At 41.6% G+C, this 24114-nt stretch carries 16 protein-coding genes; 8 read left to right on the plus strand and 8 right to left on the minus strand.

Translation table 11 applies throughout. From position 1 onward, the window contains the following. Positions 1-63 precede the first annotated feature (63 nt). Positions 64-1653 (plus strand): alkaline phosphatase D family protein, encoded by a 1590-nt coding sequence (locus tag RS893_RS21205; protein ID WP_315787658.1) that lies wholly within the window; start codon positions 64-66, stop codon positions 1651-1653. A 415-nt stretch (positions 1654-2068) separates the two neighbouring features. Here RS893_RS21205 and hetR read toward each other — a convergent pair whose 3' ends face one another. Next, on the minus strand, positions 2069-2968 hold the full coding sequence (gene hetR, locus RS893_RS21210; RefSeq protein ID WP_016871868.1) for a heterocyst differentiation master regulator HetR: 900 nt from the start codon (positions 2966-2968) through the stop codon (positions 2069-2071). Between the two features lie 89 nt (positions 2969-3057). Between hetR and RS893_RS21215 the strand changes: the two genes are divergently transcribed. Beyond that, positions 3058-3381 (plus strand): hypothetical protein, encoded by a 324-nt coding sequence (locus RS893_RS21215; protein ID WP_315787669.1) that lies wholly within the window; start codon positions 3058-3060, stop codon positions 3379-3381. A gap of 485 nt (positions 3382-3866) precedes the next feature. On the opposite strand, the gene RS893_RS21220 is transcribed toward RS893_RS21215, so the two are convergent. From RS893_RS21220 to RS893_RS21230, 3 genes are all read right to left on the minus strand, one after another. After that, the gene (locus tag RS893_RS21220; protein WP_315787671.1) at positions 3867-5816 is read right to left on the minus strand and encodes an EamA family transporter; all 1950 of its coding nucleotides are present in this window, start codon (positions 5814-5816) and stop codon (positions 3867-3869) included. Between the two features lie 500 nt (positions 5817-6316). Further along, positions 6317-7702, minus strand: coding sequence for an anion permease (locus tag RS893_RS21225; RefSeq protein WP_315792059.1), 1386 nt, complete (start codon positions 7700-7702; stop codon positions 6317-6319). 156 nt (positions 7703-7858) lie between these two features. Then, positions 7859-8905 (minus strand): zinc-dependent dehydrogenase, encoded by a 1047-nt coding sequence (locus tag RS893_RS21230; RefSeq protein ID WP_315787673.1) that lies wholly within the window; start codon positions 8903-8905, stop codon positions 7859-7861. Positions 8906-9364: 459 nt separating this feature from the next. Here RS893_RS21230 and RS893_RS21235 point away from each other — a divergent pair, with 459 nt between their 5' ends. Together RS893_RS21235 and RS893_RS21240 are read left to right on the plus strand one after the other, a co-directional pair. Continuing rightward, positions 9365-10624, plus strand: coding sequence for a WD40 repeat domain-containing protein (locus RS893_RS21235; protein ID WP_315787675.1), 1260 nt, complete (start codon positions 9365-9367; stop codon positions 10622-10624). A gap of 131 nt (positions 10625-10755) precedes the next feature. Next, the gene (locus RS893_RS21240) at positions 10756-12648 is read left to right on the plus strand and encodes a protein kinase domain-containing protein (RefSeq protein ID WP_315787677.1); all 1893 of its coding nucleotides are present in this window, start codon (positions 10756-10758) and stop codon (positions 12646-12648) included. A 236-nt stretch (positions 12649-12884) separates the two neighbouring features. Here the strand turns inward: RS893_RS21240 and RS893_RS21245 are convergent, their stop codons facing one another. After that, positions 12885-15497, minus strand: a complete 2613-nt coding sequence (locus RS893_RS21245; protein ID WP_315787679.1) for a chloride channel protein — start codon at positions 15495-15497, stop codon at positions 12885-12887. A gap of 80 nt (positions 15498-15577) precedes the next feature. Next, a complete protein-coding gene (locus RS893_RS21250) occupies positions 15578-15793 on the minus strand; it encodes a hypothetical protein (protein ID WP_315787681.1) in 216 nt (71 codons plus the stop codon). A gap of 261 nt (positions 15794-16054) precedes the next feature. Between RS893_RS21250 and RS893_RS21255 the strand changes: the two genes are divergently transcribed. Together RS893_RS21255 and patX are read left to right on the plus strand one after the other, a co-directional pair. Continuing rightward, a complete protein-coding gene (locus tag RS893_RS21255) occupies positions 16055-17830 on the plus strand; it encodes an FAD-dependent oxidoreductase (protein ID WP_315787683.1) in 1776 nt (591 codons plus the stop codon). Between the two features lie 110 nt (positions 17831-17940). After that, positions 17941-18246, plus strand: coding sequence for a heterocyst-inhibiting protein PatX (gene patX, locus RS893_RS21260; RefSeq protein WP_315787684.1), 306 nt, complete (start codon positions 17941-17943; stop codon positions 18244-18246). Between the two features lie 562 nt (positions 18247-18808). Here the strand turns inward: patX and RS893_RS21265 are convergent. Further along, a complete protein-coding gene (locus tag RS893_RS21265) occupies positions 18809-19933 on the minus strand; it encodes a transposase (RefSeq protein ID WP_315787367.1) in 1125 nt (374 codons plus the stop codon). A 46-nt stretch (positions 19934-19979) separates the two neighbouring features. On the opposite strand from RS893_RS21265, the gene tnpA reads away from it, so the two are divergent. After that, positions 19980-20381 (plus strand): IS200/IS605 family transposase, encoded by a 402-nt coding sequence (gene tnpA, locus RS893_RS21270; protein WP_315787365.1) that lies wholly within the window; start codon positions 19980-19982, stop codon positions 20379-20381. A gap of 183 nt (positions 20382-20564) precedes the next feature. Here tnpA and RS893_RS21275 read toward each other — a convergent pair whose 3' ends face one another. Continuing rightward, positions 20565-22676, minus strand: coding sequence for a TIGR00300 family protein (locus RS893_RS21275; protein WP_315787686.1), 2112 nt, complete (start codon positions 22674-22676; stop codon positions 20565-20567). A gap of 433 nt (positions 22677-23109) precedes the next feature. Here RS893_RS21275 and RS893_RS21280 point away from each other — a divergent pair, with 433 nt between their 5' ends. Then, the gene (locus RS893_RS21280) at positions 23110-24114 is read left to right on the plus strand and encodes a sodium:calcium antiporter (protein WP_315787688.1); all 1005 of its coding nucleotides are present in this window, start codon (positions 23110-23112) and stop codon (positions 24112-24114) included.

Here is a 24114-nt window from a genome sequence, read left to right on the forward strand (position 1 = left end):
ATTTGGTAATCAATACATATAGCAACTAGTTGCCTGTTCCTTACTATTCTAAAACAGACATTTATGAAGCGTTTTCACTTCGAGCGCTTGCTATCTACTAAGGTAGAACGGCGACGCTTTCTGATTGGTGCTGGGACAGTTACAGCAACTATGTTCGCCACTGTTTGGACTCATAAAGTTGTTGCACAACCGAGATTTTCTGCTTATCCCTTCAGTCTTGGTGTGGCTTCTGGTGATCCCTTACAAGATAGTGTAGTGCTGTGGACGCGACTAGCTCCAGACCCGTTAAATGGTGGTGGTATGCCACAGGTGAATGTGCCAGTGCAATGGCAAGTTGCTTTGGATGAGAATATGAGAAAAGTCGTGCGACGGGGTACAGTAATGGCAGTCCCTGAACTTGCACACTCTGTTCATGTGGATGTAGGTGGTTTAGAGCCTGATTGTTGGTATTGGTATCAGTTTAAAGTAGGTAAGCAAGTTAGCCCGATTGGTCGCACTCGTACTGCTCCAGCCATCAACAGTTGGTTCAATCAGCTTAAATTTGCGTTCGTTACTTGCCAAAAGTGGGAGGATGGTTACTATTCGGCTTACCATCGCTTGGCTGAGGAAGACCTAGACCTAGTTTTTCATTTGGGTGACTATATTTACGAATATGGTATCCCTTCTACAGGTGGTGTACGTAACGTTTCTTTGCCTGAGCAGTTCTCGGAGGAAACCAAGACGCTTGAGCAATACCGCCTTCGGTATGCCCTATACAAAACCGACCCAGATTTGCAAAAGGCTCACGCCTTATTCCCCTTTGTGGTAACTTGGGACGACCATGAAGTGGACAACGATTACACTAATAATATCTCTGAAAATAACGATCCGGTCGAAGATTTCCTCAACAGACGTGCGGCTGCTTATCAGGCCTACTATGAACATCAACCACTGCGTCGATTTTCTCTACCCCGAGGGTCAGATATGCGACTGTTTCGTCGGTTGACCTTTGGTAATCTGGCTGAGTTCAGCGTACTTGATACCCGCCAGTACCGCAGCGATCACCCGTGCGGCGATGGTGAAACACCTCGTTGCTCAGCGGCTGTTGATCCCTCAAAGACCATGCTTGGCAAACAGCAGGAGCATTGGTTACTCAAAGGTCTTCACCGCTCCCAAGCACGCTGGAATATACTTGCTCAACAGGTGTTGATGGCAGAGCTAGATCACAAAATTGGAGCGGGCGAAGTATTTTGGAACGACTCTTGGGATGGGTACCCTATTGCACGTAATCGCATTTTAAGCCAGATCGCGACTCAAAAAATCTCCAATCCTGTCGTCATTACTGGCGATTGGCATTCGACATTCGTTAATGACCTTAAGCTTGATTTCAAGAACCCTAACTCTCCAACAATCGCCACAGAGTTCGTAACTCCCTCACTCACCAGCAATGGTGATGCCATCGTCTACGGTCCTTACTACGGCCCTATGATCCCCGAAAACCCACACATTAAGTTCTTCGACGGTGATCGTCGCGGCTACTTCCGAGTTAACCTCAACCATGAGCGTTGGCAAACCGATCTGCGTGTCGTCGAAACCGTAAGCCGCGCAGATGCACCCGTCTATACTCTGGCTTCTTTTATTGTTGAGAATGGTCGTCCAGGCATTCAAGCATAATGTAGCGAGAATAGATTATTGTCGGCGAGGAATGTTACTGTCTAAGTGGAGGTAAAATTGTAAGCAGTATGAAAGTATTGCCCTACGTTTAAATACAATCACCACTTTATAAAGGAAGCGATCGCTCACTTTATATTTTTATATCAAGAGTATAGTTTATCCTGACTTTTGAGGGCTTGTTTCCCATATACCATCTATCTTTATGAAAAGCAAGCAATCCTAAATGTCCAACGCAGTTAAATTATGCATGGGAGTGTCAATCTACAACAATATATTTTTACTCAGTTTTGCATGTGTCCCACACTAACAACACTGTACTATTCAGTACTTGTTGTATAGCGTGGGACTGTCGTTGATGGTACTAGCTGGGAATTTTACCCAGGAAAATTTCAAGACCATATCTGTCTTTAGAATATTAGTCTTCTTTTTTACCAAATACCATCTGTAATACCACAGGGACTCCGTCATCTTGATGATACTTATCTGCCCAAGCACGGATAATCTCATCCAATTCGTCTTTGGCCTGCTGCATTTTTTCTGGTAAAATATCTAACTCCTCCAAGACGCGCATGGTGTTTGGTCTTTTTTCTGCCCAATCTCGCATCATTCGGAAGAAGCGGGCAGTATCTTCCACCATGATGTAAGTACGCTCTTGGTCGTCTGCTGGCGCATAAAAGGGACGGGTGAGAGCGTAGAAGGGCATTCCCCAAGGAGAATCAATGCGTGTCACCGTACCAGAGTAAAGCAAACGGCGCTTAATATGCTCCGCTAGAGCCTCACTCAAAGGCATCTGGTGTTCTTTGGGTAAATCTTCTTGCGATCGCTTGTGCAGAAATTCTATCAACTCTAGAAATTCAAACGAGGTGATCAAATGAGCATCTGGTAGATTAGAAGGTAACTTCTGCTCAATTTGTCTCTTTTCCTCGCTAGTTAGACTTGTACCGGGAATGCGCGAACGTCCAGGTCGCCAAGGATATTTTTCCATCCAGACATAGGGAAACTGAATCAGATAGCGTGGTTCTTGAGAACCAAGCATCTTCAACAGTTTGCCCTCAGTCAAGGCTTGTCTAACTTCCTCGACAATGGCTTTGACTCGCTTTGGTTCTAAGTGATGCAAATGCCCTGTCATCCGCAGGTTTTGTCCCTGCTCTAGATAGGTCATGTAGATTGCACACTTGGCTGCGGTTGCGGCTGCATCTAAAAAGGCCCCATGCCTGTGCCCACTAGTCCGCATGGCACTAAAAGCCAGATAAAGCATGATCTGATCCATCGCACTGGGGCCAAGACGTTTGATCAGATCTACGTCGTTACTCATATAACAGGCAATTAAATATCACGTTTACAGTAATCAGTCAATGGAAAGTATGTAGTATACACCCGACTGAAGGCGATGTCTTTACTTAGATGATCTATTATGCGTTAAGTATGGGTGTTCTTGGTAGTCATAATTGTCATTTAGTCCGTATTTTCTGGCAAATTGGCAGAATCAACTTAGTTGGTAGGTTTGCTCAACAAAAAGAAAGGGAACGGGGAATAGGCAATAGGCAACAGGCAACTCTTAATAGGAAAGAGGGAGGAAAATCTCCTTACTTTATTGCCTGGCTGGACAATGGTCAATGGCAGAGTCTTAATGGGGGTTCACCTGCCTCTACCATATACAGTCCCTGTTCCTTTTTACTAATTACTCCTGTCTGTGGCGTCTACCCTTGCCAAGAAGGTCGAAATTAAGCTCAACTTCGTACAGAACAAGTATTACTCCTTAGGTCATTGGCTGCAACCCTGTGCTGTATATGTTCTGTGACAAGAGAGCTAGCCTAAGAAGATGAAGGTGGCATGTTTAGCAGTCTCACTAAAAACGCAGCGTATGGTGAACTGCTTTGTAATGGCCAAAGGATGATGCTGTCCTGATGATAAGGCGGATCTGATTGAGGGAAAGTCATAGACCTCAAAATTAAGATAATAATTCAAAAAACAAAAAATCTTTTTATTTTCAACAAGATTTTTGCTGATTTTAGCAATTTTTAGCCAGTGCATATGTAAAAACATTTACAAATTTGCTATTTCTGCTAAAAGTTTTATTTAGAAGCTTCTGCTAAATTACAAGTTTAGACTTTTTGCTTAAAAATTGTTAATAAAAATTTTGTTTTTTTTAAACTTTTGATTCACTGCCAAGTATGAAAAATATTTTCCTGCACTCTAACATCCTCATACCCTTACGCCTTTTTGGTGCGATTCCGCATTTTTTCATAGCTAACAACGGCCGCACCACCCGTCACAAATAAAACTCCTAATACCTGTGCAGGTAGTAGTGTTTCTTGAATAATCAACCCGGCCAAAATCACAGTTATTACAGGAACAGTAGCACCTAAAATTGCCGATCGCGTAGCTCCAAGTTTGCGAATACCGACGTTATTAAAAACATGACTAAATAATGTCAGTACGCCCAAAATGAAGGCACTTAAAATCAATTCCAACAATTTACTTGGATTGACTTGAAGGCTCCAGGTAATAGGTAAAGGTATGATCAAACCAATGCAAGACAACACGAGCATAGTAGCAAAATTAATTAAAGTAAAAGGAACAGGATGGAGTTTGCTAGCACAGATGTTTGTTAATATCACGTAGAAAGCAAAAGCTATTCCAGAAACAACAGCTGTGATACTACCTAAAAAAGCGTTTCCTGTACCAATACTTGTATCTCCTGCTAAAATCAGCATCTGCCCCAAAAAAATAGAGGCGATCGCACTCAAACGTAAAGAAGTAGGTTGCTCTCTCAGTAAAGACCATGCTAAGAGTCCGCTAATGGCTGGATAAACAAACATTAAGGCGATCGCTACTCCCGTCGCAATTTGGCTAATAGCAATATAAATTAAGACCTGAGACAAAAATAAAAAGCATCCGCTGACAATCGACAACAGCAATACTTGCTTAGCTTTTACATTAGTAGTGGTAGATTTTGTTCGCCGTGATCCCACTAGACTTTGCAAGTCCTGCCATACTTGCGGATACAGTATAGGAGCTAAAACCAACATCAATGGTACAACTACCAGCATCCTGAGCATTAAAATCAATAGAGAATTACCAAGAGTAGGCGCCAGTAAACCTTCTACTTCAAAGACTCCAAAAATTAGCGAAGTTGAGTTGAAAATAACTTTGATGGCGACGTTGTAAAGTGATATCACCACTGTTGACACCAAAATCAACAGTAAACCCATTGGTGCAACTGATGAATTTCTTCTCCTTCGGGATGGTGCAGCTGCGGTTACTTGTTCGCTTGGTGATGCACCATTCATAGAAAATATTGTGTCACTGTCTTGGGAAGAATTGACTGCGACAAGATTATCTTTAGTTGATGCAAAAACTTCAGATTCTTCTGATCGATCAGTTTCTGCCCCTCTATACTCTCGAATCCTGTCTGTTTCTATTTGCGTCGGTATATCCCAGGAACTCGATCCCTGCTGTTGGGTTGGTTCGTCGGTAGGATGGGGTGGTGTTTCCCAGAATGTTGATTCCTGTTGTTGGGTTGGTTCCTCAGCAAGGTATGGTGTTGTTTGGATGACTGTTGGAGGAGATTGTTGCGGGAATCGTTGTGTGGTTTTTTCTAGTTCTGCACGTATGAGTTCTCCACGCAGGCGATTTACTAACTCTGCTAAAATTTCTTCCCCTTGCTGTTGTTGCAGTGACATCTGAGACAACTGTTGAGAAAGATTATTTTGATAGTTCTTTACTTCCTGCTGGAGAGTGTTAAAAGTGATAGTGAGGGTATCATCTAAAGAGCCAAGCAGATGATTGACAACGGCGTTGCTTTTGTCATTGTCCTCACTGTCTTTCTCTACAGCTTGTTTGGCTAAGGTTTCTAGAGAAGATTGCAGTTGTGAGGATATGTGACTCGCCAATATATTGGCGAGTTGACGCAACAACACTTGTAATTCACTTAATTGCCTACCTTGTAGTAGTTCTTCTTTTTCTTCTTGTAGACGCTTTATATCGTCAGCTAAGCGGAGTCTTTCCGTCTGTAAACGCTTGATATCTTCTTGTAAAGACTTGAGTAAAGTCCGTTGTATAATTTGCAATTCCTCGGTGACAGCTCGTAGAGCGGTATCTACTTCTGTAAGTTGATCGCCTGCTCGTGAGTTTTCTGGCCGCTTCTCATATCGCCCCATTAGTTTGTTACCTCTGACCTAAGGTTCCAGTCTTAATTGCAGAATTTTGATATGGCTTCAGGCTTTGTATAATTTTTGATAATTTTTTAGATTCAATCAATCATTATCTGGTATTGTTTTTTTCTGAATAAAAATATTACAGAAATTTATGTGGTCGAAATAAAAACTAATAAATTCTTTTGGTACTTCAAAGTTTCCTAAAAATACATTTACCATGTAAGAATGTAAATTTAATGACAGTTTGCCTACAAAACTCAAGATTAATTTTTAAGTATTTTGTGCAAGTTAAAAGTTTTGCGATCACCCGTAAAGCATTTTAACAGTTATCAGCTATCAGTTATCAGTTTTATTACTTTGGTGAGGCTCTCTCCAGCAACCACTACCCACTAGGAGACTTCCAAATAAAAAAATCTCCGATTTTCTTGGACAAAGGAGACACGGGAGATACGGGAGAAGAATTTGTGGGCGATGCAGGAATTGGAGAATTAATTTTTTGGTGTTCACGACCCACTAACCAATCCAAAATCTAAAATCCGGGCAATGCTAAAGATTACAGCACTAAGTCCTGCACTGACGGGAACTGTAACTAGCCAAGCGGTGGCGATTCCTTGGAGAGTCTTAAATTGAACAGATTTAGGGTTCTGTACCAGTCCTACACCAACTACACCACCCACGAGTGCGTGAGAAGTAGAAACAGGTAGCCCCAAACGAGAAGCAAGCAAAATTGTGGTAGCAGTAGCAAGTTCAGCGCAGAATCCACTACTGGGTTGTAAAGAAATAATACTTTCGCCAATAGTAGCGATGACTTTTTTACCCCAAATTGCTAAACCAGCAACAATACCAACACCACCAAGCACTAAAATCCAGATGGGAATAGCGATCCCGCCTATGGGTACTGTACCAGTGTTATGAATATAGACGATCGCCGCCAAAGGAGCGATCGCATTACCGACATCATTAGAACCATGAGCAAAAGCCACAAAACAAGCACTCAGTAACTGGAATCTGGCGAATAGACGTTCAACAGTTGGTAGTTGGTAGTTGGTAGTTGGTAGTTTGTTGTTAACCATTTCCCCGTGTTCCCCTTGTCCCCCTTCGCCCCCTAATCCCCAGAGGGGACCCCGAGTTCCCCCGTGTCCTCCCTGTCCCTCTTGTCCCCCCTGTCCCTCACTCCTCCTCTCCAATTCCCGCCAGCTATACAAACTCAACCCAACTGCGGCAATTCCTCCCACACATAACGAAATATCATGAGTGGGTATTTTGACGCCAACTTCCTCAATCAAAAAATTTGCCAGTGGTTGAGTAACTGATGGTAAAACTATCACACCAAAAATCCCTAGTAAAATCGCACTTAACCAGGGAATCCACTCATTCATTTGTAATAATTGATGCGGTTGTTCTAAAATCCAACGCTTGATCTGACTGTAAAACAAACCAGCGATCGCACCACTGATGACTGGCGTCACAATCCAACCGAGAGTGATTTTACCAATCGATGACCAATCGATCGCATCTACTCCTAAAGCTACCCAACTAAAGCCTGCGATCGCACCGACAGCTGCATGAGAAGAAGATACAGGTAAACCTCGTGCAGTGGCAATCTGTAACCATAAACCGCAACTAATCAGCACAGTGATCATCCCGATCATTAACATCTGCGGTGTACTGGCAAATAAGTCAGGATTAGCAATTTTTGTTGCAAGAGTTTCTGATACTTCCTGTCCAAACAATACCGCACCTGTGAATTCTAAGACACCAGCAATAATCAATGCCTGTTTCAGAGTTACAGCCTTGGAACCGACAGAAGTTCCCATTGCATTAGCAACGTCATTAGCACCAAGGTTAAAAGCGAGATAGAAAGCGAGGAGGATGACTATGAAGATCATGGGGGAGGTGGGGGGAGTATGAGGAGTGGGGGGAGTGGGGAGAGTGGGGGGGAGTGGGGAGAGTGGGGGGAGGGTGATATTTCCCTTGTCCTCCATGTCTGGCTTGTCTTCCATTTCCCTCTTTTTCTCCTTGTCCCCGATCCCCAATATTAGGTATTAGGGATAAATCAAAATCTTATATGTTTCTGGTGTTGGTGCGATCGCTTGGTCTACGGCTTGAGATAAATTTTGCAATGGATAGCGATCGCTGATTAATGCCTGTACATCAATGCGTTTATTAAACACAATATCGGCCGAGAGGCTTTGCAAGCGGTAGGATGAACTATAGCTGCCCATCAAATCAATTTCTCGGCGATAGAGAATATTGGGATTTAGAGGAATTTCCACTTCATCGGGAAACTCGGCGAAAAAGAGAATTTTACCGCCTTTGCGGGTACAGTCAAGGGCTTGGAAGAAAGCTTTTTCACTGGGAACAGCGAGTAAAGTGACATCCACACCTAAACCATTGGTGAGTGCTTGAATTTTAGCTGGTAAATCAGCATCACGGGCATCAAAAGCCGCTTCTGCACCCACAGCTAAAGCTTTTTCAATTCGTGAGGGGATCAAGTCAGTAGCGATCGCTTTTGCCCCAAAATATTTTACCAACATCACAAACATCAACCCAATTGGCCCCGCACCAGTAATCAAAACTGTTTGTCCGGGTATAATTTGGGCTTTTTTCACTGCTTTGAGACAGCAGTTAGTTGGCTCAACAAAGCTTGCTTCTTCAAAACTGATATTATCGGGGATGAGAATTAACCCACCATTGCGGACAATATGACCAGGAACCTTGACATATTCAGCAAAGCCGCCACCACTGGGTGCAAATCCGGCTGTCGTGCAGATATTTTTATAGGTGTCACACATTGAAAAATTGTCATTCAGACAATAATCACAACGCATACAAGGGATGTGGTGCATCACCGCCACCCGTTGTCCGACTTGCCAATTTTTTACCTCTGCACCTACTGCTGCAATGGTTCCCGCAGTTTCATGTCCAAAAATGCGTGGTGGTTCATACAGGGGATAACGAATTTTCTTGATATCCGATTGACACAAACCCACTACCCGTACTTGTACCAGCACTTCATCCGGTTGTAGTTCGGGTACAGGGATTTCTTCGTAGGAAAGTTGATTAACGCCTCTAAATACCTGTGCTTTCACGTTGATATCTCACCGCTCAACGATATTAGATTTAACACTAGGGACGTGATTTGGGCTATGAATTTTGAGATTTTTGTTTGTGTTAATGCTCTGAAGAGAATTTAAAGTGCATCATCAAAGCTACAAGTCTGATGTTACTCAGGACTTAGTATAGCTTTACGTGAAGTCGTAGCAACACTTAAACGCGGAGGGACACAGAGTTTTTCTGCATGGAATTCGCTACGAATACAACATTGATCTCGCAAAGAAAAATTGAAGATTTGTAACGTTATGAATATATTGTGGCACTTCATCCTGAATAGCAATTATATCAAGTCAAGTGTGGCTAATTACTTAGGATATGGTTGGTAATTTGTATTGGTAATTGGTAATTGGTAATTGGTTTGTTGCATATGTGATTTGGTTATTTTTACTACTTGCTTCTATTAATTATTCCTACTGAGAGCGGGATTTATAAAAATGTATAAAGTAAAAGGAATTTCTATGAAGCGTAATCTAACTGCATTAATGATATTTTTGGTAGTGCAATTACTGCTATGGAAAGTAATTCCAATTATATCCCGTACAGCGCACAAGAATGCCTCAAAACCAGAAGTCTCACAAGAAACCAATATTTTACAAACTACTCTCAAAGGTCACGCATTAAAAGTAAGTTCTGCAGCTATTACTACTGATAATAAGACCGTAATTAGTGGTAGTGAAGATAATACTATCAAAATTTGGAATTTAGAAACTGGTCAATTAAAGCGCACTCTCACGGGTCATACAGGAGTTGTAAATTATCTCAGCGTTACTTCTGATGGCAAGTATATAGTTAGTGCTGAATCGAAAAATATCAGAATTTGGAACCTGCTAACTGGCGCATTCATACGTGAACTAGAAAATCCAAATGGAACAATTAATTTTGTTGAAACTAGTCAAGATGGTAAAACCATAGTAATGGACGGTGGTACTCAAATTATCAAGACTACAAAAGTGGATCAATCTGGTTATAGCTATAAAACAGAAATCACAAAATATATAATCAATGTTTTTGATTTACAATCTGGTACTTCAATCAGTCGGATTGTCAATGATAACTTATTGACTAAAGTTGAGATTAGTCCCAGTGGAAATATTTTAGTAAGTGGCGATAACACAGGGAAATTAAATATTTGGAATTTGCGAACAGGAAGATTACAAAAAACGCTGATAGGACATGAATTTGAAATTAAATCTATCGCTATTAGTCCAGATGAAAAGACTATTGTCAGTACTGACAAGGATGGTCAAATTAAAATTTGGGATGTGGCTTCTGGCAAACTCAAAATAACCTTTACCGGACATCAAATTCAGTCATACACAGATAATGTAGTTAAAGTTTTAATTCCTGATAACAATACGCTTGTGAGTTGGAAGACAAATACAATTTATTTAAATAAAAATGATGTCAAAGTATGGAATTTGCAAACTGGGGAATTGAAATATACTCTTCAGCCACCGAAAAAACAAAATTCAGATTTAGATAGCTACTTCTATTTTGTCACAGTTAGTCCAGATGCTAAAAATCTAATTACTCAGGTTGAGAATAGTATTCAGACTTGGAAAGTAGCAACAGGTAATTTACAAAATACTATTAAAATCCAAGGTGATATTCTCGCTTTTAGTCCTGATGGCAGTATTTTGGCTACTCGTGTTGAAGAGAATAATATTAATCTCCAGCAAATTAACACTAAATAATAGATAAATATTTTTAATTAAACATGAGTATATGTCTTAGTTCCTAGTTAGGGCTTTAGCCCTTGTCTCATCTATTGTAGTTATTATTAGCACAGCAAAATTTATCATATCAAATTAGCTTGATATTAACTATGAACAACAAACTAGATTATTCAGAACATGGCTATCAAATTATCCAAGAACTTGGACGTAACCGAGAAGGAGGAAGAATTACTTGGCTAGCTTCATCTCTGACGACAGATCAGCAAGTCGTCATCAAACAGTATGCTTTTGCTCAAATAGATTCTACTTGGTCAGGATTTAATGCATATCAACGCGAAATAGAAGTATTAAAAGGACTCAATCACGCAAAGATTCCTAAATATTTAGGAGCCTTCCCTACATCGAATGGCTTTTGCCTAGTTCAGGAATATATCGATGCTCCTTCTTTAGCTATTTCTCGCAATTTTCAGCCAGAACAAATAAAAAAAATTGCACTCAAACTACTAGAAATTATCTCTTATTTACAAAGTCGTTTTCCTTATATAATTCATCGAGACATTAAACCAGAAAATATTTTGGTAGACGCAGAATTAAATGTTTATTTGATTGACTTTGGTTTTGCTCGTATTGGTAGTCAAGAAGTATCAGGTAGTAGCGTTTTCGTAGGAACATCCGGTTTTATTCCACCAGAGCAATTATTAAAGCCTACAGCAGCTACAGATTTGTATGCCTTGGGGGTGACATTGATTTGTTTGCTAACAGGAACCCAATCAAATCAAGTTCAAAATTTAATGGATGAAGATGATCCCTACCAAATTCGATTTCGACATTTATTACCCCAACTTAGCCTGCGTTTTTTGGACTGGTTGGAAAAGATGGTACAACCAAGACTTAAAGACCGCTTTGAAAATGCACAACAAGCACTCAACGCTTTGATACCTCTTGATTTAACTCGCTGTCCCCAAGTTAAGTTCAGTCATCAAATACAGGATTTCCAAGCAACACACTTAGGTGAAAAAGTTAAGCAAACTATCACTATTGAAAATCCGATACCAGACACACTACTTGAAGGTCATTGGGAAGTTGCTCCCCATCCCCATGATCCACCACATACATCAAAGTCCCATCCTTGGATTAGCATCATACCTAGGAAGTTTATAGGTAATTATAAAAAGTTTGATATCGAAGTGAATACGAGTAATTTGATGGCAGATAAGTTATATAAGCGCCAGCTGGTATTACATACAAATGGAGAACCAGAAACTCATACTTTGACTGTGAAAATACAGACTGCTGCTATTCCAATTGAAAGGAGAGAATCAAAATCTTATGCAAGTTTAATTTGGGCATTTTTAACTGGTGAGATAGCTACAGTGACGCTCATTGGAGTTATACCGTGGATTTTAGCATCTCACAATATCGCATTCTGGAATGTGCCTGAGATCGCTGATGGTATTTCTGGGGCTGGAGTTTTTGGTACAGTAGGAGCGATCGCTGGGGCTGTAATAGGTGCTGTAATTGGTGGAATATACGACCTTGTTGAGCAAAATAAGCAAACATCAAAAAGTTCTAACTCATATTCAAATGATTCTTGGGAATCTACAACCACAGCTTCGTTTGGCGGAGTTGTGATTGTTGGTGTACTGGGGATTATTGTTGGTGGTGTGTATGGAACGATTTTCAGTTCATCAAGACCTAGTGATTTAGTGGGTATTATTGGAATGTCGATAGGGGGGATTATAGTAGGAGGCTTTGGCGCTTTTATTGTTGGTGGAATCGCTGGATTGATAACTGGGTTTATAAGCAGTGTTTTAATCGTGACTATTCTGAAGTTAATAAATGATTGGTTGTCGCTACTCGCCGCAGCATTTGGAATTAGTGTAGGGTTTGGTTTTGTTGGCGGCTTTTTTAATCTAGCTACTATATTGACACTGGGAATAACAGGAATACCCTTGTTATATGGACAACTTTATGCGCCTATCAAGCATCACAGATTAATAACTAAATATCGTCAGTCTGAGAAAAATCTGATCAAGCCTTAATTAGTCCTCAAGCGTGATTTGGGCTATGAATTTTAAGATTTTTGTTTGTGTTAATGCTCTGAGGAGAATTTAAACTGCATCATCAAAGCCATGATATGATGCTTCTTGTTCTTTAGCCATCACCGACTCTACAGGCGGGCTTGACCTAGAGATCATAGTCTTAATGGTGACTGAATAATATGAGATATTGTCCTATAATACCTCATATTACATAAACGCAATATCTGAAATAAGACCTAATTCTGTCCTCTACCAGTAGATGCAGCCCGCACCAAAATTACCGTCTGCTGGCTATTACGGGAAATAGTTGCGGGAATATTACCATGTACTACTTGCTGTAATAACCCCTCACGAGAAGCTCCTAAAATAATTACATCGCTGTGATTCTGCTTGGCACACTCCAACACCGCATCTGTAACGGAAGTAGCATGGACTGGAGTTGTTGTGACTGAGCCATCAAGATGTTGTTTGAGGAAATCAGCAGCTGTTGTTAAAGATGTAGTATTTGGTTTGATTTCATCTTGCTCGAATACCTGACATAAGTTGACTGTCGGTGTTCTACTCAGTGAAGTTAGTGCTGGTAGCAATGCGATCGCCTGCTGGGAATTAGGTCCACCTGCTATTGGTACTAGCCAACGTTCAAATTGACTGTGGTCTTTGAGCTTGACTAGTACCACCTCACAGGCTGCTTGGCGAATCACCGTATCTACAACGCGACTAAAAACTCTTCCAGGTGTGGCTGTGCTACCTTTCCAACCCATTAGCACTAGATTTATATGACGCTCTTTAATAGTTTGCAAAATTGCTTCCGATAAATCATGAGCAACACGGATTTGGGTATGCACTGGTACATCCCATGCTTGTCCTAAACGCATGGCCTGACGTAACAAACGTTGACCAACTCTCATACTTACATGAGCCTCTGCTAAAGATTGGTGGCGAGGTACAACAATCACATGCAGACACTCAATTTCGTAATGGCGATCGCGGGCAATTGCCACAGCCATTGCTAATAGTATTCCAGCTGTTTTGGGATTACTCAATGGTACAAGTAAGCGTCCTTGTCCAGTTTCCGACGCCCGGATGCGGTAAATTATTTGTGAAGGTTCTGCTTTTGGCCCTGGCAAATCTTCCTGAGCATTAATATAGGCCGCTTCTACGCGGATAATATCACTGCGGGTAATAATACCAACCAAGCGGCGTCCTTCCACTACAGGTAAACTACTTAAATTATAGTGATTGAGCAAGTGTAGGACGTGGGCAAGGGTATCTTTAGGATGAGTAGTGACAGGTTCTGGAGTCATTGCTTCTGCCACAGTGCGATCGCCACTCAATCCCTTTTGAGAAAAATTTGCAACATCTTTTTGCGTGAGAATACCTACCAATCTCCCCTCTTCTAATACTGGAAAGCCCCGGTGGGAAGATTGGGAAAATGCCTGCAATGCCTCATCCAATCTCATGCGGCTAGAGAGAGTTTCCACACGAGGCTGCATAACATCAGCTGCTGTTAGTTCTGTCCACGGGCCTTGAGAATCAGCTTCTTTACCAAGATGAATACCTTTAAATTCCAGCAGTTTATCGTATAGTGACCCTGTCTCCAAAACTTCTGCCACCAGATAAGCAGTCACTGAAACAATCATTAACGGCAACACTAAATTAAAATCGGTGGTCATTTCAAACACGATAATGACCGCCGTGATAGGAACTCGCGCAACCCCACAGAAAAATGCCCCCATCCCTACACGAGCATAAGTTGTCGCTAAACTTAACCCCAGCCATTGATGTTCCCAAATGCCAATCAAATAACCCAAGGCTGCCCCCAACGCCAGAGTCGGAACTAGCAATCCAGCAGGCGCACCGGAACCATAGGTAAAAATTATCAGCAAGAATTGAATACAGAACACTAGTATGACTAGTTGCCAGTTGGCATCACCTGCTAACAACAGTTCCCGTAATCCCGCATTATCCCGAAACACTGTAGGCAGAGCCACGAGTGCGATGCCAGTTACCAATCCTGCTAATCCAATTCGCCAAGGTAAGCTAATGTTGAGAAAGCGACGATAGAAACTAAGACTGGCAAGAATGCCTCGATTAAATAGCACACCTCCTAATCCTGCCAAAATCCCTAACAGCAGGTAAAAAGGAATCTCTGGAGCAAAAAAGCTGGTGTTAGGTGTGACTAAATTTAGATCCAAATCTAGACTATGAGTACCCCAGATGCGGGCAACAACGGCAGCGATAAAGGAAGCTAGTATTGCTGTTCCTAAAGTAATGCCAGAGACATCTTGTAAGAGTTCTTCTACTACAAACAACACCCCAGCGATCGGAGCATTGAAAGCAGCCGCTAGTCCTGCTCCCGCTCCAGCTGCAATTAATTGGCGACGGTGATCAGGCGAGGTGGGAAACCAGCGACTAAATTGATTAGCTAAAGCTGCTCCAATTTGAACTGTTGGCCCTTCTCGCCCCAGAGGTATACCAGATGCCAAGACTAATGTGGCACTGACTAGTTTCACTAACGCAATTCGCAAGTTAAGGGGCATGGGAACCTTTGCCAGCACAGCCTTCACTTCTGACATCCCACTGCCAGCAGCTGCCGGAGCAATCTTTTCTACCAACCACCCTGCTAAAAATCCTCCCACCAGACCAATTAGTGGTAATGCATAGTAAACAGGAAATAAATCAGATGCACGTTGTCGCCATCCACCCAGCCATCCCACGCTTTGTCCTAATAAGGCCGCAGCTAATCCAGAGACTAAACCAATGAGGCAAGCTTCAAAAATAGCTAGGCGCTTGGGTCTTAGTACCATGCGGGATAGACGCTTCCAAAGAATATGTCCCAGGCGTATCATTTTGAGTTAAAATTTGACCACGAATTAGCCACTTCATCCATAAATCTACAATTATTCCTGTGAGGTGATCGCACTCTCTACTATGCATTTAATGGCACTGATGTAAACACTTGTGCATGAGAATTTGATGATTGCCAAGGCAATGGATGATGATTAAACCAGTAATCTACAAAAATCCCAGCAGTAAATAGTAACAGCAACAGCAATAGTTCTGTCCGTCCAAATCTATAAAATAAGTTCTTTGTCAAGCCGGATGAACGTAGATTTTCATTATTATGAATCCGATCATGTTTCATAGAATTTCTCCACTTGCATGAATGGTACTTCACCTCACACAGATGGCTATGCCAATGTTTGGAGATGCAAGTGATACTTCATTAATTTCTCAAGCATCCAACAGTCGACGCATCTGTCTTGATAGTGAAATATCCACACAGAAATTTTGAGATTTTTGCTCTAACTAATTTTAATAAGTCTGTTTGTCACTCCCATGACACGCTGATGACAAATAATGAGATTTCGTATTTCTTTTTCCCATATTTTCCTGAGAGGTACAGATGAATAATCAAACATACACAGCTGATGTTTTAGTAGTCGGTGGTGGGACTGGTGGAACTGCTGCTGCTATCCAAGCAGCGCGACGGGGAGCAAAAACTATCCTGGTCAGCGAATTTTCTTGGCTGGGAGGAATGCTAACTTCTGCTGGTGTGTCTGCACCGGATGGTAATGAATTAGAAGCTTTGCAAACAGGTTTATGGGGAGCATTTTTACGAGAATTACAACAGCGACAACCAGGAGGATTAGATAATAGTTGGGTCAGTTTTTTTAGTTATGATCCGTGTATAGGCGCAGATATTTTTGCGGATTGGGTGCGGGAATTACCAAATCTGCTTTGGATTTCTGGATATGTGCCTTTGGAGGTTTTCCGAGAAGGAGATTGTATAACTGGCGTTGGATTTGCAGATTTTACTGTTAAAGCCAAAGTGACTCTCGACGCTACGGAATTAGGGGATTTATTAGCTTTAGCAGATATATCTCATCGCTGGGGTTGGGAATTGCAGTCGGAGTTTGGAGAAATTAGCGCCCCAGCTGATTTTAATTCTCTCACAACAAAATATCCTGTGCAAGCCCCGACCTGGGTAGTGGTGATGCAAGATTACGGTGAAACTGTTGCCCCAGAAATCCCGCCTGTGCCAAACTATGATCCATCACTGTTTGCTGGTGCTTGGGATGGCTATGGTGCTGAAAATTTTTTAAACTATGGACGCTTACCAGGAAACAGGTTCATGATCAATTGGCCGATTCACGGTAATGATTATGGTGAAGGTACAGGGCTATTAATTAAGTCAGAATCAGCAAGGCGAAATTTTCAAAGAGAATGCCTTTGGCATAGTCAGAATTTTGCCCATTTTATTCAAAATCAGCTTGGTCGTCGCTATGGTTTAGCAAATGGTATTTTTCCCCAAACCCAAAATCGAACAAGTGCTTATGCTTTACAGCCCTACTACCGCGAAAGTCGTCGTCTAGTAGGGTTAACTACTATTAGAGAACAGGATATTTTACCAGTAGCAGGGGGTAGGGTAGCAGCATTAAATATAGATGCGATCGCGATTGGCAACTACGCCAACGACCATCATTATCCTGGTGTTAAGTTCGACCTACAACCAAAATCCATTCGTTGGGGAGGGCGCTGGACGGGGACTCCCTTCACTATTCCTTATCGTTGTCTAATTCCGGTAGAGACAGACGGTTTACTGGTGTGTGAAAAGAATATTTCTGTGTCTCATATTGCCAATGGCGCAACTAGATTGCAACCTGTTGTTATGGGTATTGGTCAAGCAGCAGGGATGGCTGCTGCTATTTGTGTAGAGTTGAATTGCCAGCCCAGAGATTTACCCGTTAGAGTCCTACAAACAGCTTTACTACTAGATCAAATAGCACCTGCGGCTGTGATTCCGTTATTCAACCTTTCACCCACCGATAGAAATTGGTTACACTGGCAACGCTATTACTTAGACCATCCAGAAGCCTACTCATGTAGTGGATGTTGTCCTAATAATTTTGATAATCAGTATTTTTACGACAGTATAAAAACTGTACAAGAACAACATTTTAACTGTTTTCAAGGTATTTTTCACCGTTTAGATCAGCAAGATTACAGATTCACGATCACGATTCCAGCTTCATACAAAGGCCAAATTTGGCAGCTTGTGACTCTGCGATCGCACATCAACGAGCGGCTACAAACATTATCTCACGGGCAAAAACTCAAGATTTGGGGTCGCCTCAATCATGCTGGTCATTGGTTACTAGTAGAAAATACTCATTGCTAAATCAAATATTTTTTTCAGTTAAAAACAATACTTTTTTTACCAAATTGTCCGGAAGCAGTAAAAAAAACTCAGTATCAGTGAAATGAAGAGTTTTAAAATAGACACTTGTTATGCGTGCTGCCATTTCACTTTTGGTTACAGGTCTGTTACTGAGCAGCCTAGCTGCGAACAGCCAAACAGTTACCAATTCCCTATCCCATATGTTGCAATCTCACTCTAGTTCTTACCTGTTAATCTCGGCAAAATCTAAACCCTCTAAGTCTCCATATCGAGGTAGTGGACGCGATCGAGACAGAGAAAGAGTGTCTTATCTTTTACTGTCTTCAAAAGCCAATCCTCCCAAAAACCGTCCCGCGAAGGGTGGTTCACGTAGAGATTTAATGGAACATTCTGGTAATAAGCATGTTGTTGCCTAATAACTACATACTCAAAATAATCTTTTAGGCTAGTAGTTTTGTTGGTAGCAAGGAATTCAGATTACACCCAAACACGATGTTTTACTTAAACATCTGTTACACACCTTCTATAGCAAGTATATAACAATTAAGACACAACAAAATCAGGTAATAGCTCTGTATCCATTCTGTAATCTCCGTGTAAACAAAGGGTCTTCCACCCTTGCGAACAGAAGGCAAAATCAACCATAATCCGTACTGCAAACAGCATCACTCCTCAAAGCAAGTAAATATATCTCGATCGCAAAGCTCAAATAATCAGGAAAAGGGTGTCACTTCGTCTACCAGTTCCGCGCCAGCACATCTGTTTCAGACTACTCAGGCTTTTGTATGTGTTGAGCTACTGGTATCTTGCATCGGGAAACTAGAATTTTGTTGAGGTTGCAAACAACATTACTATTACCGAATCAAAGCTTGTGCTTGCTCATACGTTCAAGAAATAGGGGTGTAGGGGATTAACAAGTAAAAAGAACCAAGTAATAATTGAGCCACTCCCCCGTTTTGAAAACGGGGGATTCAGGCATCAAACAGAGATTGCAGTCTGAGACTGTCTAACATCTCCTACGCCTAGAGTCGAACTCCCGACTCTTTTAATATTAAGACTGGCGTTTTCATCTCTATCATTTTCAGATTGACATGAAGGACAACGCCAGCGTCTAATCGACAAATCCAATTTTTCTAAAATGTGTCCACAGCTAGAACAAGTTTTTGTGGATGGATACCATTGATCTACAAACACTACTTGTTTATGCTTCTTCTTAGCAATCCATTCTAGAATTTGCAGAAATTCACGCCTCGCCAAGTCTGATATTTTCCTACCCCAAAGACGTTGCATTCCTTTAAGATTTAAGGTTTCAAAACAAAGCACATCAAAATTATCTGTTAATTTATGAGCGAGTTTCCAAAACCAATCACGTCTACGATGAGAAATATCCTCATATTTGCGAACTAGATTTTTTCTAAATCGCTCTCTGTTTGATGAACCTTTGAGTTTTTTAGAATGCTGTCGGCTAGCTTTCCTAATGGCATTTAATGATTGTTTTAAAAATTGGGGAGACTCAATTTTTGTTCCGTCCGAGCAAGTGAGGAATGTTTTTAATCCAAAATCAAATCCCGCTATTCTACCAGTCGCAAACTTGATTTTTGAATTAGAACAATCATCAACAACTATAATCATAAATAGCTCGCCTAAAGGAGTGCGTTTTATGGTTAAGGTTTTGACTGTTCCCTCTATCTCTCTCGACTTCCAAAATTGATAAACTTTGTTCCCAATCTTGACTCGATTTCCACCTAAAAACTTGTATCCAGATTGTTTAAGAGTGAATGATTTGTATTTCTTAACTTTTTTAAATCCTGGCGGTCTAACTCCTTTTTTGTTGTGTTTAAAAAATAATTGGTAGGCTTTCTCAATGCGTTGACAAATATCTTGTACTGATTGAGAACCTACTGTTTGCCAAAATGGATTACATTTCCGCAGTTTGGCAATATGAGATTGAAGTTTTGCACAGCTTAAGTGTTTGCCCCACATTCGATAGTAGCGTTTGTGTAGGGCAATACAATGATTGTAGATTATCCCACTCGCGTTAATCATGCGCTTGAGGAATCTATTTCTTTTGTGCTGATACAGTTTAAACTTCAGGGTTTTCATGTGATTATGATATCATCAGTGGTGTAGATAATCAATACTCATCTACATGAAAACTGTTTATAATCATTACAATCATGCTGTTGGATTAGCTACTGTCCATTTAATCTGGATACCATGCAGACGCGCTCGTGTATTCGCTAATAACGAAAACTTAAAACTTCGATGCATTGAAGTATTCCAGTCTGTTGCTAATGACAAGAAGTGGATTATCAAAGCATTAGAAGTTGCGCCGGATCATATACATCTACTAGTTGAATATGATCCGCACCACTCAATATCTCAAATAGTTAAAGCTTTTAAAGGAAGGTCATCAAGACTACTAAGAAAAGAATTTCCAGAATTATTGAGATTACCTAGCTTATGGACACATTCTTATATGTTTGACACGACTGGAAAGATTAGTACTCAGAAGGTTTTAGAGTATATTAATGACCCCCTTCACGGATGAATAAATTCATCATGTTCGCTTATATCCGCCCTTTAGAAAAAGGCGGCTTTACGCATCACGATTCGTAAAGCGCCAAAAACGGAATTAGGCAGAGGGTAGGAATCAGAATTCCCTTCTGCCTCCTGCCTTCTGCCTTCTGCCTCCTGCCTTTTCCCCTTTCCCTTTACCCTTGTCCCTACTTTCCTACCCCATTTTGGCGGTATAAGGACTTGTCAATTTATCCAACTGCTTGATCAACAAACTCAGGAATAATCCGACATCTGTCACCACGCCAACTGATTCAACTGAACCTCTGTCACTTAACTTTGTCACTACTGCTGGGTTGATATCCACACACACCATCTTCACACCCGCAGGTGTCATATTGCCCACACCAATAGAATGCAGCATTGATGACAACATCAAAATCATCTCTGCACCTTTGAGTAGTTCGGCGTATTTTTCTTGGGCTTTAATTAAATCCATCTGGGTATCAGGCAAGGGGCCATCATCCCGAATTGAACCTGCTAAACTGAAAGGCACGTTATTTTTCACACACTCATACATGACGCCACTCTTAATTACCCCAGCTTCTACAGCTTTGGCAATACTACCGTAGCGCCGAATGGTATTAATTACCTTCAAGTGGTGGCGGTGTCCACCGCGAACTGCTATACCCCGCTTCATATCGACACCGAGGGAAGTACCCATAATTGATTGTTCGATGTCGTGAACAGCGATCGCATTTCCTCCCAAAAGTGCCTGTATGTATCCTTCGCGAATCAGCCGTGATAGGTGTTCGCCACCACCAGTATGAATCACCACTGGCCCGGCTGTGACCACAACTTTACCACCTGCGTCACGAATCTTACGTAATTCCCAGGCTACCTGTTCAACGACTAATTCCACACGCCGTTCGCTGGAAACCCCGGACGACATAAAGCTGAATTCCTCAGCATTGCGTTTTTCCCGTGATTCTGTTTTGCGAATGGTGCGGATACCTTGGACATCCACAACCACCTGTTCGCCAACTTCGAGATCCCGTAATATTTTACACCTTGCTACTAAACCTTGGGGAGTTTGGGAAATAGTGATCGCTCCGTCCATGCGTTGATTTTGCACCGTTACCCACTGACCATTAATCCGCACCTCGGTGGGATAAATCGTACTGACATAGAAATCATCGGGAGCTACACCAGGAATCGTCACTGGTTCTAGCTTGACATCTCGTTCATCTTGTGGTAAGTCTACTGCACCTAAATCAATAAGTTGAGAGATAATTTCTTCCATCACCTCATGGGAAGGTGCAGATACCTTCACCTCTGCGGCTGAGGTACTTTGTCTTTGTTCTCCCAAGTTAAAGTTTAGAACTTGGAAGCTACCGCCGTTATCTACGATTAAATCTAAAGCGCGGTTAATTAAGCCAGCATCAAGCAAGTGTCCTTCCATGCGGAGAATGCGGCTTTCCACCGACACAGTAGCATGAATTTCTTCTCTGACTGGTTCTGTGACTCGTAGAGTCAAACATTTTGCTGCACCACCCGCCTTGAGAAATTCCGTGAGCGGTGTTTCAATAACTTGAAAACCAACATCAGCCAGACGCTGTTTGAGAGGATCGCTAGCTTTGTTCATAATCACGATGCGATCCACATTCACCGCATTGCAGGCGAAGTTCACCGCATCAGCTTCACCAATCGCTATCCGCTTTTCTGGTGCTACTCGCATTTCAATAAGACGGTTGGAGTAGGAATCAAAGGCCGCAGGATAGTAAAGTAAATAACCATCTGTTAACGGACACAAACAAGTGTCTAAGTGATAGAAGCGATCGTCTATCAACCGTAGGGATAACACCTCAATATCCAGCCATTTTGCCAAATAAGGATGAGAATCTAATTCTGAACGGAAGCCGTATCCCGCCCATAACCAGCGTCCTTCTCGATCTAAGAGTGCGTCACCTGCTCCCTCAAACGGCAAGTCTTTGGGTAGTTCATAGACTTTGTAGCCGTTTTCCTCAAACCATTGGTTAAAATACGGTTCTTCTCCTTGACGCTCTTTATGCAAAAAGCGACTTAAAACTACTGTATCTCCCAATACCAGACCAGCATTAGCCGTGAATACCATATCTGGCCAACCCTTTTGGGGTGACACTAAATCTACGATCGCGTGTTCTTTGAGGATGTGGTAAAGTTGATGCCACTGCTGCACAGCGCGATCGCGCGATGACTTATGAATATTCCCCTCCATCCAAGGATTAATTACATAATCAACATCGTAGTGGTCAGGCGGACACATCAAATAGCGAATCTGGGAAGTCATAAAAAATATCACAAGCGTATAGATGCGGTGGTCTCTCTTGAATACTAGTTGTTGCTGAACCGTTTCTGCAAAAATTGATACTAAATTTATATCTTTTGATAGTTGAACTCTATCAAAAAGCTTCTTTCTATTTTATATATCCGTAGACATACAAGATAAATTTTTAATACCTAAATATAGAGTGAGCAAAATCAAGAATTAATAAGTTTTATCCGGCTTGAGTAATTTGAACAGGCAAAATTTCTAGCAGCTAGACGACTGAACTGAGTATAGAAAAACCAGAAATACAAGAAAAAATAGCTTTGTTTCCCCCTTCCATGTCCTAAATCAGTGACCAGTTTAATTTGATAACTGATAACTGAATTATTTGTCTCCCTTGTCCTCCTAGAAAGTATTGAACGATATGATGTTGGAAGTGAAAAAATGTCCTTGAATGCTGCTGTTAATCCAAGTTATTGTGTGTGTCTTACTAGTAGTTATCGTGGGTACCTGGTTATCGCGGAGTGCCGATATTATTGCTGAAAAGACAGGCTTAGGACGTAGTTGGGTAGGTGCAATTTTACTTGCTGGTGCCACTTCCTTACCAGAGTTGGCAGTTGGTATCAGCGCAGTAGTTGTCTTCAATGCGCCGGATTTGGCAGCAGGTGGTATTTTTGGCAGTTGCTTATTTAACCTATTTATTTTAGCGCTGTTAGATATTGTGACTGGGCCAGATCCATTATTGCGACGAGCGCAAATTAGCCATGTTCTAGCAGCAGGGTTGGGATCTATATTGCTCGGGATTGCCGCAGTTGGGATCTTGTTAGCTCAAACAAACAACAATTTGATCCTGGGCTGGGTTGGTATTCCTAGCATTGTGTTGCTTGTACTGTATTTAGTTAGCGCCCGAATCATTGCTCAATTTGAGTTACAACGTCGTGCACAAGTGTTGGAACAGGAAGTGGAAGTTTTTCAATACGAACACATCAGCCGCCAGCAATCATATCTAATGTTTGCTTTGCTAGCATTGGCAATTGTGGTATTGGGAGTATGGCTAGCATCATTGGGCGATCGCATTGCCACAGTCACAGGGTTAGGTCAAAGTTTTATTGGAGCATTATTATTAGCAGCCACTACCTCATTACCGGAAGTCGTTACCGGCGTCGCAGCAGTTCGACTTAATGCAGTCGATCTAGCAGTATCAAATATATTTGGCTCGAATATTTTTAATATGGGTATCTTAAGTATCTATGACCTAACTTACTTACAAGGGGATTTGTGGTCAAACATCAATTCTGTGCATATCTTCACTGCGATTGTGGCAATGATGATGACTTCGGTGGCGATCATTGGGCTAATTTACCGCGCTGCACGTCCGTCCAGAATATATCTTACCTGGGATGGAATGGCATTGATATTGCTATACATTGGCGGAATGTATGTTATCTATCGCAGTTAA

Source organism: Fischerella sp. JS2, assembly GCF_032393985.1.
Lineage (GTDB): Bacteria > Cyanobacteriota > Cyanobacteriia > Cyanobacteriales > Nostocaceae > Fischerella.

Excerpts from the sequence above, each read along its gene's own strand:
- RS893_RS21265 (WP_315787367.1), bottom strand. The coding sequence starts at position 19,933 with ATGAAAACCCTGAAGTTTAAACTGTATCAGCACAAAAGAAATAGATTC.
- RS893_RS21205 (WP_315787658.1), top strand. The coding sequence starts at position 64 with ATGAAGCGTTTTCACTTCGAGCGCTTGCTATCTACTAAGGTAGAACGG.
- RS893_RS21235 (WP_315787675.1), top strand. The coding sequence starts at position 9,365 with ATGTATAAAGTAAAAGGAATTTCTATGAAGCGTAATCTAACTGCATTA.
- RS893_RS21240 (WP_315787677.1), top strand. The coding sequence starts at position 10,756 with ATGAACAACAAACTAGATTATTCAGAACATGGCTATCAAATTATCCAA.
- RS893_RS21280 (WP_315787688.1), top strand. The coding sequence starts at position 23,110 with ATGCTGCTGTTAATCCAAGTTATTGTGTGTGTCTTACTAGTAGTTATC.
- RS893_RS21250 (WP_315787681.1), bottom strand. The coding sequence starts at position 15,793 with ATGAAACATGATCGGATTCATAATAATGAAAATCTACGTTCATCCGGC.
- RS893_RS21220 (WP_315787671.1), bottom strand. The coding sequence starts at position 5,816 with ATGGGGCGATATGAGAAGCGGCCAGAAAACTCACGAGCAGGCGATCAA.
- patX (WP_315787684.1), top strand. The coding sequence starts at position 17,941 with ATGCGTGCTGCCATTTCACTTTTGGTTACAGGTCTGTTACTGAGCAGC.
- RS893_RS21245 (WP_315787679.1), bottom strand. The coding sequence starts at position 15,497 with ATGATACGCCTGGGACATATTCTTTGGAAGCGTCTATCCCGCATGGTA.
- RS893_RS21225 (WP_315792059.1), bottom strand. The coding sequence starts at position 7,702 with ATGATCTTCATAGTCATCCTCCTCGCTTTCTATCTCGCTTTTAACCTT.
- RS893_RS21275 (WP_315787686.1), bottom strand. The coding sequence starts at position 22,676 with ATGACTTCCCAGATTCGCTATTTGATGTGTCCGCCTGACCACTACGAT.
- RS893_RS21255 (WP_315787683.1), top strand. The coding sequence starts at position 16,055 with ATGAATAATCAAACATACACAGCTGATGTTTTAGTAGTCGGTGGTGGG.
- RS893_RS21215 (WP_315787669.1), top strand. The coding sequence starts at position 3,058 with ATGATCTATTATGCGTTAAGTATGGGTGTTCTTGGTAGTCATAATTGT.
- hetR (WP_016871868.1), bottom strand. The coding sequence starts at position 2,968 with ATGAGTAACGACGTAGATCTGATCAAACGTCTTGGCCCCAGTGCGATG.
- tnpA (WP_315787365.1), top strand. The coding sequence starts at position 19,980 with ATGAAAACTGTTTATAATCATTACAATCATGCTGTTGGATTAGCTACT.